14 protein-coding genes are annotated in these 15,399 nt (G+C 66.8%); 5 read left to right on the top strand and 9 right to left on the bottom strand.

All coding sequences use genetic code 11. From position 1 onward, the window contains the following. Positions 1-3 precede the first annotated feature (3 nt). The gene (locus AC6CHP_RS11750) at positions 4-1,290 is read right to left on the bottom strand and encodes an ABC transporter substrate-binding protein (protein WP_188728700.1); all 1,287 of its coding nucleotides are present in this window, start codon (positions 1,288-1,290) and stop codon (positions 4-6) included. 236 nt (positions 1,291-1,526) lie between these two features. Here AC6CHP_RS11750 and AC6CHP_RS11755 point away from each other — a divergent pair, with 236 nt between their 5' ends. Then, a complete protein-coding gene (locus tag AC6CHP_RS11755) occupies positions 1,527-2,471 on the top strand; it encodes a LysR family transcriptional regulator (protein WP_498230001.1) in 945 nt (314 codons plus the stop codon). A 69-nt stretch (positions 2,472-2,540) separates the two neighbouring features. Here AC6CHP_RS11755 and AC6CHP_RS11760 read toward each other — a convergent pair whose 3' ends face one another. From AC6CHP_RS11760 to AC6CHP_RS11780, 5 genes are all read right to left on the bottom strand, one after another. Then, entirely contained in the window at positions 2,541-4,019 is a 1,479-nt protein-coding gene (locus AC6CHP_RS11760) for a C-glycoside deglycosidase beta subunit domain-containing protein (RefSeq protein WP_498230003.1), read from the bottom strand. Between the two features lie 33 nt (positions 4,020-4,052). Then, positions 4,053-5,345, bottom strand: coding sequence for a C-glycoside deglycosidase beta subunit domain-containing protein (locus tag AC6CHP_RS11765; protein WP_498230227.1), 1,293 nt, complete (start codon positions 5,343-5,345; stop codon positions 4,053-4,055). Positions 5,346-5,428: 83 nt separating this feature from the next. After that, complete coding sequence (locus tag AC6CHP_RS11770) at positions 5,429-6,532, bottom strand: carbohydrate kinase family protein (RefSeq protein WP_498230005.1); 1,104 nt, start codon at positions 6,530-6,532, stop codon at positions 5,429-5,431. Then, entirely contained in the window at positions 6,432-7,007 is a 576-nt protein-coding gene (locus tag AC6CHP_RS11775; protein WP_498230007.1) for a DUF1349 domain-containing protein, read from the bottom strand. The genes AC6CHP_RS11770 and AC6CHP_RS11775 overlap by 101 nt, the downstream gene beginning before the upstream one ends. 49 nt (positions 7,008-7,056) lie before the next feature. Beyond that, the gene (locus AC6CHP_RS11780; protein ID WP_498230008.1) at positions 7,057-7,857 is read right to left on the bottom strand and encodes an alpha/beta hydrolase; all 801 of its coding nucleotides are present in this window, start codon (positions 7,855-7,857) and stop codon (positions 7,057-7,059) included. A 106-nt stretch (positions 7,858-7,963) separates the two neighbouring features. Between AC6CHP_RS11780 and AC6CHP_RS11785 the strand changes: the two genes are divergently transcribed. The 4 genes from AC6CHP_RS11785 (at position 7,964) to AC6CHP_RS11800 (ending at position 11,757) form a co-directional block, all read left to right on the top strand. Beyond that, complete coding sequence (locus AC6CHP_RS11785) at positions 7,964-8,290, top strand: GYD domain-containing protein (protein ID WP_188813658.1); 327 nt, start codon at positions 7,964-7,966, stop codon at positions 8,288-8,290. 77 nt (positions 8,291-8,367) lie between these two features. Next, positions 8,368-9,948: a succinic semialdehyde dehydrogenase gene (locus tag AC6CHP_RS11790; protein ID WP_498230011.1), complete on the top strand. Its 1,581-nt coding sequence runs from the start codon at positions 8,368-8,370 to the stop codon at positions 9,946-9,948. Further along, complete coding sequence (locus AC6CHP_RS11795; RefSeq protein WP_498230013.1) at positions 9,948-10,799, top strand: SDR family oxidoreductase; 852 nt, start codon at positions 9,948-9,950, stop codon at positions 10,797-10,799. Before AC6CHP_RS11790 ends, AC6CHP_RS11795 begins: the two co-directional genes overlap by 1 nt. 121 nt (positions 10,800-10,920) lie before the next feature. Continuing rightward, on the top strand, positions 10,921-11,757 hold the full coding sequence (locus AC6CHP_RS11800) for an alpha/beta fold hydrolase (protein ID WP_427117682.1): 837 nt from the start codon (positions 10,921-10,923) through the stop codon (positions 11,755-11,757). A 104-nt stretch (positions 11,758-11,861) separates the two neighbouring features. Here AC6CHP_RS11800 and AC6CHP_RS11805 read toward each other — a convergent pair whose 3' ends face one another. From AC6CHP_RS11805 to uriH, 3 genes are read right to left on the bottom strand one after another with little or no spacing between them, the layout of a single operon-like run. Then, the gene (locus AC6CHP_RS11805) at positions 11,862-12,827 is read right to left on the bottom strand and encodes a ribokinase (RefSeq protein WP_498230015.1); all 966 of its coding nucleotides are present in this window, start codon (positions 12,825-12,827) and stop codon (positions 11,862-11,864) included. Further along, the gene (uriT, locus tag AC6CHP_RS11810; RefSeq protein WP_498230017.1) at positions 12,824-14,251 is read right to left on the bottom strand and encodes a uridine transporter UriT; all 1,428 of its coding nucleotides are present in this window, start codon (positions 14,249-14,251) and stop codon (positions 12,824-12,826) included. The genes AC6CHP_RS11805 and uriT overlap by 4 nt, the downstream gene beginning before the upstream one ends. Beyond that, positions 14,252-15,316 (bottom strand): uridine-preferring nucleoside hydrolase UriH, encoded by a 1,065-nt coding sequence (gene uriH / locus AC6CHP_RS11815; protein WP_498230019.1) that lies wholly within the window; start codon positions 15,314-15,316, stop codon positions 14,252-14,254. Positions 15,317-15,399: the final 83 nt, after the last annotated feature.

Consider the following 15,399-nt stretch of genomic DNA (forward strand, 5'->3'; position numbering starts at 1 on the left):
CTGTCACTGTCCCCAGGCTGCGTCCATGGCCTGCAGGACCTGGTCAGGGGTCTTCTGGCCCGTGATGATGCCCTGGACGCCGGTGGCAAGTGCGTCGTAGACCGCGGAGTTGGGCCACTGGATGTTGGGCAGCGGTCCGTACTTTCCGTCCTTGATCAGGTCGCCGACGTTCTTGTAGGCGCCGCCGTCGAAGTCGTAGCTGTCGAGTCCGCTGACCGGCAGGGCGCCGTCGATCTCGGCAAAGGCTTTGGTCTGCTCCGGTTCGGCGGCCCATTCGAGGAATGCCTTGGCGGCATCCTTGTTCTTGGACGCCGCGTTGATGGAGAAGGCGTAGTTGGCGCTGGCATACAGGTATTCGTTGCCCGAGCCTTCAGCCGGAAGCGCGCGCACGTTGAATTCGGAGCCGGCAGCAGCGGACTGCAGCTGCTTCCAGCTGGTGGCCGGGATGAATCCTGCCAGTGACGTCCCGCTGGCAAGGCCCTTGGTAATGGCGTCAAAACCGGCGCCGGCGGCACCCTTCTGGAAGCAGCCGGCGTCCTTCAGGGTGTTGACTGCTTCCAGCGCTGACTTCCAGCCGTCCGAACCTGCGAAGGTAACTTCCTTGGCTGCGCGCTTTTCGTTCCACTGGGGGTCTTCCGCGTAGACGCGGGAGGCTGCGAGGGACATCGCAGTGAGGCCCGTGTTGGGAGGCGCCGCGCCGGCAAGGGCGAAGAGGGATTTCCCGGACGATTCGAGGGATTTGCACTGCTCTTCAAGGGCCGTGAAGTCCGCGGGGAACTCTCCGGCCTCTTTAACCGCGGCCTCGTTCGTGACCAGCGCGGAGACGGTGATGGCCGTTGCCTGGCCGAAAACCTTGCCCTCCGGGCCGAAGGTGCTGGCGCTGCCTTCCGGCAGGAGGTCCTTGGCGGAGTCATCCAGGGGCTCAAGGAACCCGGCCTCCGCCAGCGGAAGGATGCTGCGCCCCTGGCCGCTGCCCGGGGAGGTCACCACGATGTCTGAGGCGTTTCCGGCCTGGAGCTGCGTGCGCAGGGTCTGGTCATAGGAGTCATTGGGCTGCGGGTTGAACGTGATCTTCACGTTCGGGTTAGCCTCCATGTATTTCTCCCCCAAAACCTGGAAAGGGCTCTCAATGGTGTTGGAGGTGGCGAACGACAGGGAGAATTCCTGCGATCCCTGAGCGGAGGAGGTGGTTCCGGTGGAGGCTGCGCAGCCGGTAAGAGCGAGGGCTGCGATGGTGGGAACTGCAAGGGCGCCGGCCTTGAGACCCGAGTAGCGGCGGTGCTGTGTCATGTCCAGCCTTTCTGACTTCGTTGTCGAAAACTATCCGGGAGCCGTGAGCCCGGTCACTCACCAGTATGAGGGAGATGTGCAGAAAAAGCACATAAGTATTGCCGATGACAGACATAAGTCTCACGGGGGTCTGCAGAACCGTTCTGCATCGGTAAATGTGATGGAAACCACCACTCCTATTGATCCCGCTGATAGACTGGCCTGACGAAAATTCACCGTTGAAAGATCGCCGTGCCGTGACAAATAATGTCCTGCTTTCCCGGCTCGACCTCAACCTGCTGATCTCGCTGGATGCCCTCATTACGGAGCGGAGCGTGACGAGGGCGGCCGAGCGGCTCCACCTGAGCCAGCCGGCCTTGAGCGCCTCGCTGGCGCGGCTCCGATCCCATTTCGGGGATCCCATCCTGGCCCGCCGCGGCAACGCCTATGAGCTGACGCCTTTCGCCCTGCGCCTGGCGGAACACACCACCACGGCATTGGAAGCTGCGCGCCGGGTTTTCGAAAGCCAGGCAACGTGGGAGCCCGCCGAGTCCGAGCGCGAGTTTTCCATCTACGGCTCGGATTACGGCTTCACCACCATCGGGCGGGTTGTTTCCGAGCTCGCTGCCGAACGCGCCCACGGAGTCCGGTTCCGTTTTATGCTGCACAACCCGATGGTGGTGGAGGATGCCGCCAACCGCCTGCGCTCGGTGGACGGCATGGTGATTCCGCACGGCTTCCTCACCGGGCTCCCCTACCTGGACCTGTGGCGGGACGGCTGGGTCGCCGTCGTTTCTTCCTCCAACGCCGCCGTCGGCGAGAAAATCACCATGGAGAACATCGCAGAGCTCCCGTGGGTGATGACCTACCAGACCCGCTCGGCGTCAACCTCGGCCGAACGCCACATCATGCAGCTCGGCGTGGAGCCCCGCGTGGACGTGGTGGTGGAGAGCTTCCAGTCCCTGCCGCACTTCGTGGTGGGGACCAACCGGATCGCCCTGATCCAGGCGGCGCTGGCGCCCCTTGCGCTGCGCGTGGGCGGGGTGCGGATCCTGCCGCTGCCCTTCGATGCCACGCCGTTGGTCAACGCCCTGTGGTGGCACCCGGTGCACAACCGGGATTCGGAGCACGAGTGGATGCGGGATCTCTTCAAGGAGGCTGCCGGAATCGTGGCGGCGGCCACCGCCACGGACGCCCCGTAGAAGCCCGGTGCGCTTAAACGCCCCAGTGCCCCTGCCGGCTGACCGGAGGGGCACGGGGCAGTCGGCTCGTTACGCTGGCGCCGGCACTGACCGCATGCTCTTGCGGATCAGGTCGTGCTGCTTCCGGACCAGTACCAGCGGATCCACCTCGCCGAGCTCGGCAAAAGCGTGGCCTTCCCACTCACTGGACCAGTTGCCGCGGTAGCCGCCCTCCACAAAGACCCGGACGAGTTCCGGGTAATTGATCGCCGGTTCGTTGCCCTCTTCATCGATGTCGTAGAACTTGGCGTGGACATGCATGATCTGCGGCATGATGTCCGCCCACTCCGTTGGGCTGACGTGGCCGTGCATGTTGAAGGCGAGGTGTGCGAAGGATCCCAGGCGGGCAGGGTCGAAGTCCTGTCCCCGGAGGTAGTCGATGAACTCCTCCTGCCGTGCGCGCATCGGGGCGTCGGTTGCCCAGATGGCCTGCAACGTCCGGACGGCGTCCTCATCCAGGCCCGCACGGCGGACGGCCCGCAGGAGTGTCGGCGACATGCTGTGCATGGTTGACGAAAAGTCCGCCACGAATCCCAGCAGTGGTGAATCCAGCTCGGCGTACACGTCGCGTACCTTCATGATTTCAGTCGCATTGGGTCCCAGCGGTGCGTGGATCTCGTAGGCAAGTTTGAGCTCCAGGTCCTCTGCCAGCGGCAGGAGCCGGCGCAGCAGGTCCGGTTTTGCGCTTTGGATGCGCACCAGCGGGAATCCCAGCCTCTTGGCGCCGTGGAAGAGGGTCTCTGTGAACTCGTATTCCTCGTCCGGCGTCATGTCGCGGTCGCGACGGCGTCCCATGTCCAGGTTGGCGCCGAAGGAGCTTGCGGTGAAGCCGTGCTTGTCAAAGGCTTCCTGCCACGAGCGGGCGAAGTCTTCGGTGACCCTCGGATAGGTGGGCAGGACCTGGGAGGCAACGATCTCGATGCCCGGGCCGATGCCCAGCTCGGCCACCCTGTTCAAGAGGCCGTCAAAGTCGTACCAGCCGGCCCGGAACTCGGCACTGGCTGAGTACAGGGTCAGCCCCAGCGAGAACGGGTCCTCTGCCGCTTTGGGAGGCGGCGGCGTGAAAGCCGTGGTCAATGCCGGAGCCGGTGCAGACTTGTCCGTGACCACCAGGTCCAGCGTCTGGTTGACGAAGTTGGGCACATACACGCCCGGGCCGCCGTCCTGCCCCGGCGCGATCTGCATATAGGGCAGGCGCAGCTCTCCCAGCAGTTGGACCGTGTGCTGCTCCCCCAGCGCAAGCGGGTTCTCCCTCCTGGCGATGAGCAGGGGATGCTCCTGGAGGTACCAGAGGGTTTCGCCCTGGGCGGGCAGGTCCGGGAGGGCATACCGGACGCCGCCCAGTTCCAGGGACAGGTCCGCGGCGGGGACCTCGTCGCCGTCAACCGTCAGTTTGAGGCTGGAGACGGATGAGAGCCAGAGGCTCCGGTACCAGGGGATGGTCAGGGAAAGAGCTAGGCCCTCCGGGTGGGTGCGCAGGCTTGCATCGTCAAGAAGTCCGTTGGGCATGGTTGTTCTCTTTGCTGGGAGGAGGAGTGGAATTCAGGGAAGTTCCGCGGTGATCCTGCGGATCAGTGCGTGCTGGCGGCGGACCTGTTCGGTGGCCCGCCAGGGCGTGCGTTCGCCCTCGTATTCGCTGGACAGATAACCGGTGTAGCCCGAGTCCTTGAGCACCTTGAGCACGGGCAGCCAGGGAATCTGCTGGTCCTCCAGCTGCTCGTTGATGTCGTGGAATTTCGCCTGGACGAACACCACGTACTGCGCGATGTCCTTGAAATCTGCGGGGTCGACGCCGATGCCGTCCAGGAAGGCGGGCCGGGTTTCACGGGTCTCGCCTTCGCGGAGCGGGATGGGCCGGTCCTGGAAAATCCCGGTGTCGATGAGCAGGCCGAAGTTTTTGGTTCCGGTCCGCTCGATGAGGCCGATGTAGTCATCAACCACCGCATGTTTGATGGGTGTGGGCGAATGGATTTCAGGGCAGATGATGATCCCGAGCTCATGGGCCAGGTCCAGGGAACGCTCCACGGATTCGGTCCAGATGGGGTCCGGCACCAGGTCGCTGGATACGACGCCGATCTTGGGGCGGACGAAACCGAAGCCCAGCCGGCGGGCAAGACGCAGGTCGCGCTGGAGCGCCTCGGCACCCTCGGCAGCGGTCATACTGCGGCCCGGGTGCAGCCGGGTATCAATCCAGGAGCCGTAATTGGTGGGCTCCAGCGAGTACTTCTCGAGCAAGCCGAACCAGGTATCGAGCCAGGCAGGAGACGGTTCAGGATAGCTGGGCATGTGCCCTTCGCCGAGGATTTCGACACCGGTGGCCCCAACGTCGGCAACGGAGGCCAGTGCGGTTTCCAGGTCCATCACGGTGCCGTAGTCACCCATGTAGCTGTAGAGGGAAACACCGTAGCGGAAGGTGCCCCCGCCGCCTTCCGGAGCCAGCGTGATTGAGCGGCTGACGCGGTGGATGGTGGGCTGGTGCTCGACCGGAATGTAGGACATCCGCAGCCGCAGCTCAATGGTGACCTCGTGGACGCCCTGGGGCAGGCCGCCGTCGAAAGGGACGGTAACCAATGCCGCTTCTTCAAGGGGCCAGCGCACGCCCTCGCTATCCCAGAGCTGCTGGAGCGTGTAGGTCCGCCCGCCGAATGTCCACAGCGGAAGGTCCGGGCCGACGTCGACGATGTCGCCTACCCGGACCGCGATGCCGTCGATCAGGGACGCCGCCATGCCACGGTACGACGGCATCCGGACCCGGAACTGGAAGCCGGTCACGCGCCCGCCCTCGGTGACATTGCGGAAGCCGACGGACTGGATGAGGTCTCTTTCGAGAAGCATCATTGCTCACTCTCTGTAGGTGCGACACCAGACTAACAGCATTATGTCGGTTTCACACCTAAGTGAGATGCTTTTCTACTGAACTAGAGAACCGCATCCAGTTCAGCCCGCGTGGGCGGGTTGGCCCCGGGCCGGGAAACCGTCACCGCTGCGGCCCGGGCAGCATGCGCCAGGAGCTCGGCCAGCCCCTCGGCCGGCAGTTCGCGAAGGTCCTTCCGGTTCTGTGCACCGTCCAGGCCGCGGTCCACCAGGCCTGAGAGCAGTGCCGCCATGAACGAATCGCCAGCGCCCACGGTGTCCGCCACCTCAACCCGGGGTGCCGGCACTTTTGCTTCACCGGCATGGCACACTCCCCAGGGCCCTTCTGCGCCGCGCGTGACCACCACCATGGCGGGTCCCTCGGATCCGCCCAGCGACAACCAGCGCCGTGCGGCATCCAGCACGTCCATGTCCGGGTACAGCCAGGCGAGGTCCTCATCGGAGGCCTTGACCACGTCCGCCAGGGTCACGAACTTTTCCGTGTGCCGGCGCGCGTAGTCCACGTCGGTGATGATGCTTGGCCGGCAGTTGGGGTCGAAGCTGATGGTGGCGTGCGGGTGGGCGTATTCGACGGCGGCCAGCACGTCCGTCGCGCCGGGCGCCAGCATGGTGGCGATGGAGCCGGTGTGCAGCAGGGTGGTGCCCTGCAGCATGAAGGCAAGCCGGTCGGCGATGCCGGGAAGCTCCCAGGTGAGGTCGAACGTGTAGGTGGCGGCGCCGTCGTCGTCAATCAGGGCGGTGGCCACGCTGGTGGGCAGGTCATCGGGGCCCATTGGAACCATGACGGAGCTGGCGCGCAGGTGCGCCGCGACGGAATCGCCGTAGGCGTCACGGCCGTACCGGCCGATGAACTGCACCGGGTGGTCAAGGCGGGCCAGGCCCACCGCCACGTTCAGCGGGCTGCCGCCCACGTGGGCTTCAATTCCCGAGGCGCGCTGGACAACGTCAACAAGGCCTTCGCCAATAACAGTGAGCATGGTCATACTCTGCCAGAAAGAGGGCAGCCAACGGCGGTCCGTGACGACGTCCGGGGACGGCAGGCGGGCGTCAGTGCAGGGCGCCGTCGGCTTCCGTGGTCCGCCAGGCGTGGAAGGGAACGGCCAGGCCTGACCTGGTCGGGGCACAGATGAGGGGCCCGGCGTGGGCATCCGCGGCGGGATCGAGCGGGACCAGCCGGACCAACTGCAGGGGCCCGTCGGCGGCGCTTGCCCGGATGGTGAGCGCGTCACCGGCGCGGCTAATCCTGATGAGCACCCGCATCCCCCTCCAGTCCGGAACGGGAGCCAGGGACCAGTCAGACATCCCATCGGTGACCACCGCCCCGAGCTGGCAGGAGCCGTCGGCAAACTCGACGCCGGCCTTGACCCACTGCCCGGCAGAGATGCGCACGAAGATCCCGGCCTGGTCGAACTGCTCGGAAAAGTCAGCGGTAAATTCCACTTCCACCGCGGAATCCGGCGGAAAAGGTGCCAGGAGGGCGTGCTCACTGTCGTGGATAAAACCGTACGAGGTGGTTCGCCAGGCGTCGCTGCCTTCCTTGGCGGTGACCAGCAGATCCGTGCCGTGCTCGACGGCGGAAACGGGCGGGTGGGTCCAGGCACCGTGCTGCCAGGGAATGTCCATGGCCGTCACTGTACTTCAGGACAACTGCGGGCTCGGCACGCCGAGCGCCTCACCGCAGCAGCTCCTGCACAAATCCGCGGCACCTTCTGTAGGCCTGGGACCCTGGATCGATCAGCGCATAGTGGTCCCCGGACACTGTGACCAGCCGCGCAGGCACTGGTCCGGACTTGCCCGCCTCCACGTAGGAAGTGGACATGGCCAACGGCACGTCCTCGTCCTCCGTGGCGTGGACGGCGAAGACGGGAACATCCAGCGGGAGCGCGGCCATGGGGTCCGCGTACCGGTACCGGCCGGGGAATTCCGACGACGGCCCGCCAAGGAAGTTGGCCACGGCACCATCGCTGAGGTTTAGCTTTTCCGCTTCCGCCAGGTCCAGGACGCCGGACTGGCTCACCACCCCGGTGAGGCGGACGCCGTCGTTCTTCACACTCACCTCCCGGTGCTCCGCTTGCAGCCCCAGGTGGGGCAGCCGGCCGCGGCCTGCCGCCCACACGGCGAGGTGCCCGCCGGCGGAGTGGCCCAGCGCCACCACCCTGGCCAGGTCCAGGGCATGGGGACCGGCCAGCTCCTGCAGTTTGTCGATGCCCGCCAGGATGTCCCGGAACGTATGCGGCCAGCCGGCCCCGTTCCCTGCCCGGCGGTACTCCAGGTTCCAGGCCGCCATCCCGTGCGCCGCGAGGTCCCCAGCCAGCGGCTCCCCCAACTCCGCCCCGTACTTTGACCGCCAGTAGCCTCCATGGATCACCACCACCACACCCCGGTGGGCACCGCCGCCGGGCACCTCAGGGAGGAACAGCTCGCCCCACTGGCTGGGGTCTTCACCGTAGTAATGCCTATGCCGCTGCACCATGTGCCGAACGTACCGCCAGCCCATGACAAAGCCCGTTGCCGTGCCATCAGCGCACTGCCATTCTGGGTGAATCCGCACTCCAGAACTCAATGAAGGGACAGGAAAAATGCCTCTGTATTTGTCAAGGTTCAGCTACACACCGGAGACCTGGGGCCGGCTGATCAACAACCCCGAAGACCGGCGGAAAGCCGCGCAGGCGTACATCGAATCGGTAGGCGGAAAGCTGCACGGATTCTGGTATGCCTTCGGCAGCCATGACGGCTACAACCTGTGGGAAGCCCCGGACAACGTCTCCATGGCAGCGGTGGCACTGGCCATCAGCGGAGGCGGCGCGCTGAGCACGTTTGAAACCACGGTGCTGATGAGTGTGGAGGAGACCATGGAAGCCCTGCAGAAAGCCGGTGAGATTAGGTACCGACCTCCCGGCTCCTGAATTCCCAGGCGCCGCCGGACCCACGTGTGCTTCTGCGGCTAGGCTCGGAAACTACATTGCCGCCAAAGGGGACCACAATGACCAGCATCACCGAGCCGGAAACCACGCCGGCAGCAACCGGCCACAGGCTTGCAGCGCCTGCGGATCTTTATCACCTGCCGGACCTGGTGACCTGCGGACCGGGCCGGCCCACGCAGGACTCCCATTCCCCGCTGGACGGCAGCACGGTGGGCGCCGTCCCCGTCTGCACGCCGGATGACGTGGCGGCCGCCGTCGAAAGTGCCCGGGCAGCCCAGCGCGAGTGGGCCGCTGTTCCCCTCCGCGAGCGCCGCGCCGTCGTCGGCCGGTTCCACGCGCTGCTGCTCCAGCGGGAGGCGGGGATCCTGGACCTGGTCCAGGCGGAGAGCGGCAAGTCGCGGCTCAATGCCTTCGAGGAGCTCGCGGACGCCGCCCTGACCGCCGCCTACTACCGGCGCACGGCCGGACGCTTCCTCCGCCCCGCCCGCCGCACCGGAGCGGCGCCGGGCCTGACCCGGACCGTGGAGTACCGGCTCCCCAAAGGCGTGGTGGGCATCATCAGCCCGTGGAACTACCCGCTGACCCTTGCCGTCTCGGATGCGATCCCCGCCCTGCTGGCTGGCAACGCCTGCGTCCTCAAGCCGGATTCCCAGACCCCGTTCACGGCACTGCTCGCCCTGGAGCTGCTGCGGGAAGCCGGGCTTCCCCGGGACCTGTTCCAGATCGTGACCGGTGACGGGCCGACGCTGGGCCCGGCACTGATCAGCGGCGTGGACTTCCTCATGTTCACGGGCTCCTCCGGGACCGGGAAGATCGTGGCACAGCAGTGCGCCGAACGGCTGATCGGCTTCTCGGGTGAGCTGGGCGGGAAGAACGCCACCCTGGTCCTCGCCGATGCCGTTCTCGACAAGGCGGCCAGGGGTGCGGCGCAGGGCTGCTTCTCCAACTCCGGACAGCTGTGCATCAGCATGGAACGCATCTACGTCCACCGCGCCGTCTTCGAGGACTTCCTGGCAACTTTCACTGCGCATGTGGAAGGGATCCGTTTGGGGTCCGGGCCGGGCTGGGACATCGACATGGGCTCGCTCACGGGCCAACGGCAGCTGGACCGGGTCAGCGCGCATGTAGAGGACGCCCGGGCGAAGGGCGCCCGCGTGATCACGGGCGGGCGGCCCCGGCCGGACCTCGGCCCGTACTTCTACGAGCCCACCATCCTCACCGGCGTCACCGGGGAGATGGTGGTTGCGCGGGAGGAGACGTTCGGGCCCGTGGTGGCGGTCTACCAGGTGGAGGACAACGACGAAGCTGTGGCCCTGGCCAACGACTCCCACTATGGACTCAACGCCAGCGTCTGGTCCGCGCGGCACGGCCAGGACGTAGCGCGGCGCCTGCTCGCCGGGACGGTCAACATTAACGACGGCTACTCCGCCGCGTGGGCGTCCCACGATGCCCCCATGGGCGGGATGAAGGATTCCGGTGTGGGGCGGCGCCACGGGAAGGAAGGCATCCTCAAGTACACGGAAGCCCAAACGGTGGCCCAGCAGCGGCTGGTTCCCGTGGGGCCGCCGCCCGGCATGGCCAACCAGCGGTACACCAGGATGGTCAAGGGCGCGCTCATGCTGATGGGACGGCTGCGCTGATGGCCGGCGGGACGCCGCTCTCCGGCAGCACCGTGCTCATCACCGGTGGCGGCAGCGGGCTGGGCCGCCGCATGGCTTTGGCGGCGGCCCGGCGGGGTGCGCGGGTGGTCATCTGGGACGTCTCGGCCAAAGGCGGCAGGGAGGTCCGCGATGAAATCCGCAGCGCCGGCGGCCTGGCGGAAGCGCAGACCGTGAACGTTGCGGACAGGGAGGCCGTGCAGGCGGCGGCCACCGTTGCCGGTCCGGTGGACGTGCTGATCAACAATGCAGGCGTGGTCACGGGCAGGCTGCTTTTGGACGCTGCCGACGAGGATATTGTGCGGACCTTCAACGTCAATGTCCTGGCACTGTACTGGGTGACGCGCGCATTCCTCCCCGGCATGGCTGCCCGCCGCCGCGGCACGGTAGTGACAGTTGCCAGCGCCGCCGGGCTGGTGGGCGTCGCCAGGCAGACCGATTACTCCGCCAGCAAATTCGCGGCGTTCGGCTTCAACGAGTCGCTGCGTGCCGAGCTGCGGGCGGGCAGGACCGGCGTCAACACCCTGGTGGTCTGCCCCTATTACATCGATACGGGCATGTTCGACGGCGTCCGGACCCGGTTCCCGCGCCTGCTTCCCATCCTCAAAGAGGAGGCCGTGGCGGCCAAGGTGCTGGACGCCGTCGAACGCGGGCGGCAGAAGCTGGTCCTCCCGCCGCTCGTTAACCTGGTCCCGGCAGCCCGGCTGCTTCCGGTCGCCGCCTTCGACCGGCTCATGGACGTGCTGGGCATCAACCGGACCATGGACCGTTTCACCGGGCGCCCCGCCGAAGTACCGGGGGCACCCGGCATCAAGCACGACGGCGGCCCCTGACCGGCCGGGGTCCACGGGAGCCACCGCAGTAAACCACGACCCATCCGAAAGACAGCCTGCTGACGAATGAGTTAACGTTCGGCCACGGACGCCGATCCCAACTCACAGTCGGAGGCTCTTCATGACAGAAGTTACTGCCCATCACGGCCTGTTCAAGGACACCAACCTGCACGTCGACGACACGGGCGGCACGGGCCGGCCTGTGGTCCTCATCCATGGGTGGCCCCTGTCCGGGGAATCCTTCGCCGCCCAGGTTCCGGCACTGCAGGCTGCCGGCTACAGGGTCATCACCTACGACCGGCGAGGCTTCGGGCGCAGCGACAAGCCCCACGGCGGCTACACGTATGACACCCTCACGGAGGACCTGAACGCCCTCCTCGAGGCACTGGACCTTAACGACGCGACGCTGGTGGGGTTCTCCATGGGCGGCGGCGAGGTAGCCCGCTACTTCACCAAGTTCGGTTCCGACCGGGTGCGCAGCGTTGTTTTCGCCGCGGCCGTCCCCCCGTACATGATGCAGGGCGAAGACAACCCGGAGGGGCCCCTCACCAAGGAAGCAGCAGCCGAAATGACCGCCGGCCTGAGCAAGGATGAAGAGTCCTTCTACGACGATTTCACCCGCCAGTTCTTCTCCGTCAACGGCGAGCTGAAGGTCACCGAGCAGCAGCGGCAGGATGCCCTCCGGCTGTGCAAGCAGGCTGACAAGAAAGCCGCCCTGGCCTGCATGGAGGCCTTCGGTACCACCGACTTCCGCGGCGACCTGCCCAACGTCACCGTCCCGGCGCTCGTCCTTCATGGCGACGGGGACGGAACCGTGCCCCTCGAAGGATCCGGCGCCCGGACCCATGCAGCACTGCCCAGCAGCGACCTGCACGTCCTCCGTGACGCCCCGCACGGCTGCAATGTGAGCCACCCCGATGAGTTCAACCAGGCGCTCCTGACCTTCTTGGCCAAGTAGGGAATCGGCTGCAAAACGGGAGAGGGTGGGGAGGCCGCAGCGGCCTCCCCACCCTCTCCGTGTTTCCTGGCGTCGCGCACCACGGCGGCGCCTGACGTTACTCCCTAGGCCCGCAGCACCCGCTGCACGTCCGCCGCCTCCGGGTAGGCAGCCTGGGTTCCCTTCCGAGTGGTGGCCAGTGCCGCAGCCACGGACGCATAGGCAGCCGCTCCGGCGAGCGCGTCCCCGGCGGCCAGCCGGACGGCAACGGCACCGGTGAAGGCGTCACCCGCCCCGGTGGTATCCACGGCCTTGACCGTAGTGGGCGCAATCCGGACCACCCGGGAACTCTCGGGCGCAACCGAGTCCAGCACCACTGAGCCCTGCGAACCGAGCGTCACCAGCACCTGCCGGATCCCCTGCTCCGCAAAGCGCAGGCGCACCCTGTCCCACTCGGAATCAGCAGCACCGGGGTCCGGGGCCGCGGCACCGTCGCCCAGGAACAGCGCGGCCTCATGCGCGTTGACCAGCAGGACATCGGTGAGGACGGTCAGCTCCTCCGGCACCTCGCCGTACGGCGAGAGATTGAGCAGGACTGTTGCGCCGGCGTCGTGCCCTGCTTGTGCCGCGGCGAGCACCGTCTCCATGCGCACCTCCAGGCAAAGGCAGACGACGGCGGCCTGCTCCAGGACGTCCGAGGCCTCCGCCACGTCCGCCGGGGACAGGGTGCCGTTGGCGCCTGCCGAGATGATGATGTTGTTCTCGCCGCCGGCATCGACCGCGATGACCGCCACGCCCGTGGGCTCGGACGCTGTGCGGACGTGCCCGACGTCCACCCCGGCGCGGGCGGCGGAGGAGAGCAGCATGGCGCCGTTGGGGTCCTCCCCCACCGCGCCCACCAGGCTGACGCTCCCGCCCAGCTGGCTCGCGGCAACTGCCTGGTTGGCGCTCTTCCCGCCCGGGTTCACCGCGAAGCCGTTGCCGTGCACCGTCTCGCCGGGGAGCGGAAGGCGTTCGCAGTAGATGGTGAGGTCGGCATTCAGGGAGCCGACGACGACGATCCGGCCTGCCTTGTCGACGGCGGCGTTCACTCCGCCACCTCGGCTTCAACCGGCTTGGGGATCAGGAGCGAGGCGGCGAACGCGGCGATGGTGAGCGCGAGGCCGACCACCACGACGGTCAGGTAGGACGCCTTCGCATCGCCGAGGGCCGCCGTCGCCACAAGGACGGCGGGCAGCACCAGGAAGCTGAGGCCTGCGCCGAGGTTGAAGGCGCCCGCGTTCATGCCCGGCAGGAAGCCCGGGTTGCCGGCGGGTGAAAGGACAACACCGAGTCCGTTGAGCATGATGTTGACCGTACCGGCGTACATGATGCCCAGCAACACCGTGCCGGCGATCATCAGGGGCAGGCTGTTCAGGCCGAAGAACGCGATGATGGCCAGCGCCGCGATGCTGCCCAGGAGGCCGATGCGCAGCACCTTGGTGTAGCCGAGCACGGGGGCGAGCCTGCCGCTGAGTGGCCCCACCGCCCAGCCGAGAAGGGCATACGGCGTGAGGATGATGAGCGACATTTCGGTGGGTCCGATGCCGAAACCGGGGTCGGCGGCCTGGACGTAGGCGGGGACGATGCCGTTGATGACGGCGAAGATGCCGGTCATGGTCAGCGTGGTGGTGAGCAGCGGCGCCCAGGTGGAGCGCTGGCGCAGGTGCACGGTCTCAACCATTGGCTGGCTGGCCCGCTTTTCGGTCCGCCAGAACAGGTAGAACGCGGCGGCGGACACCAGCACCAGCGTGAGGCTCAGCATCAGGGTGCCGGAGGAGAAGGCGCCCACCAGCTTGGCGCCTTCGTTCAGGGCGGTGAGCAGCGCGCCCACGGCGACGACAATGAAGAACACACCCTGCCAGTCCATCCGGGTGCCGGCGGCCGGCTTGCTTTCACCGGCCAGGAACGCGATCAGCGCGGAGGCAGCCAGGGCCAGCACCACCATGAGCCAGAAGATGCTGCGGAAGCCGAAGTTCTCGGCGAAGTAGCCGCCCACAAAGGAGTCCACACCGGCCACGCCGCCGTTGACGGCCGTGATCAGGCCCATGAGGGTGCCGTATTTGCGGGGGTTGCTGACCGCGGAGCGCAGCATGATGAGGCAGAGCGGAACGGTGGGGCCGCTGACGCCCTGGATGATGCGGCCCACGAAGAGCCACGTGACGTCCGGTGCGAGGGCTGCGATGACGGATCCCACGGCCATCAGGAGCATCATGCCCATCAGGATCTTCTTGCGGCCCACGATGTCGCTCAGGCGGGGCAGGAACAGGGAGAACAGGGCGGCCGCGGTGAAGAACCAGGTCTGGGAGAGGCCGATGACGGCCTGGTCCGTGTTGAGCTCCTCGCCCATGGTCACCAGGGCGGGACTGAGCATGGAGGCGTTGAGCTGGAAGGCCACGCAGGCTGCCAGCAGGGCGACCATCAGGGCGGTGACGTTGCCCTTGGCGGTTCGGGTTTCGAGGACGGTGGCGGTCATTTACTTCACGCCTCCTACGGTGAGGTCGGCACGTTCCTGGCGGTCGACGTCGGCCGCGTTCTGTGTGGTGCGCGCGGCACCGGTGAGCGGATCACCGATGTTGACCAAGGCCTCGGTGACCAGGTTCCAGAACTTTTCGTGGTCCAGGTCCACGGCGACGCTGGTGTGGCAGTCCGCCGGCGCGGTGGCGCGGAAGTCCGCCACCGTCATGCCGAGCGTCAGCTTGCCCTGCAGCTCAATGTCCACCGGCACCTTGCGGGTGGTGACGATGCTGGGGTCGATCACGTAGGCCACGGCGCAGGGGTCGTGGACCGGCGGGTGGTCGAAGCCCTGGGCGTCCTTGTAGGTATGGGCGAAGAAGTCCATCAGTTCGGTGACGAATTTTGCGGGCCTGGTGCCGATCGCAGCAATTTTTTCCACGACGTCCGGGGTGGCGAGCGCCTGGTGGGTCAGGTCCAGGCCCACCATCACCACCGGCCACTTTTCGTTGAAGACGATGTGCGCGGCCTCGGGGTCGATGATGATGTTGAACTCCGCCACGGCGCTCCAGTTGCCCACGTGGTAGCCGCCGCCCATGAGGACAACTTCCTTCACGCGTTCCACGATGCGCGGTTCCTTGCGGGCGGCGAGGGCGATGTTGGTCAGGCCGGCGGTGGGCACCAGGGTGACGGTGCCGGGCTCGTGCGCCATGACGGTATCGATGATGAGCTCCACCGCGTGGCGGGGGTCCAGGTCAATGTCCGACGGCGGAAGTTCCGGGCCGTCCATGCCGCTGTCCCCGTGGATGTCCGGGGCGGTTTCGGTGCTGCGCACCAGGGGGCGTCCGCAGCCGGCGGCGAAGGGCACACCGGTGATGCCGGCGATGGTGCCGACGGCCAGGGCGTTGCGGGTGACCTTTTCCAGGGTCTGGTTTCCCACGACCGTTGTCACGGCCAGCAGGTCGATGTCCGGGTTGCCGTGCGCGAGCAGCAACGCCACAGCGTCGTCATGCCCGGGGTCGCAGTCAAGAATGATCTTCCTGCGGCCGGGGGATTGCCGGTCAAGGGAAGGGGCAGTGGGTTCCACGATGATCTCCACGTCTTTGGGGCCCGCAGGGGTGCGGGGAGCTGAAGCGTTCAGGAGAGATCATGGCAGTGTTGTGTGGCGTA

Source organism: Pseudarthrobacter sp. GQ63 (assembly GCF_059758765.1).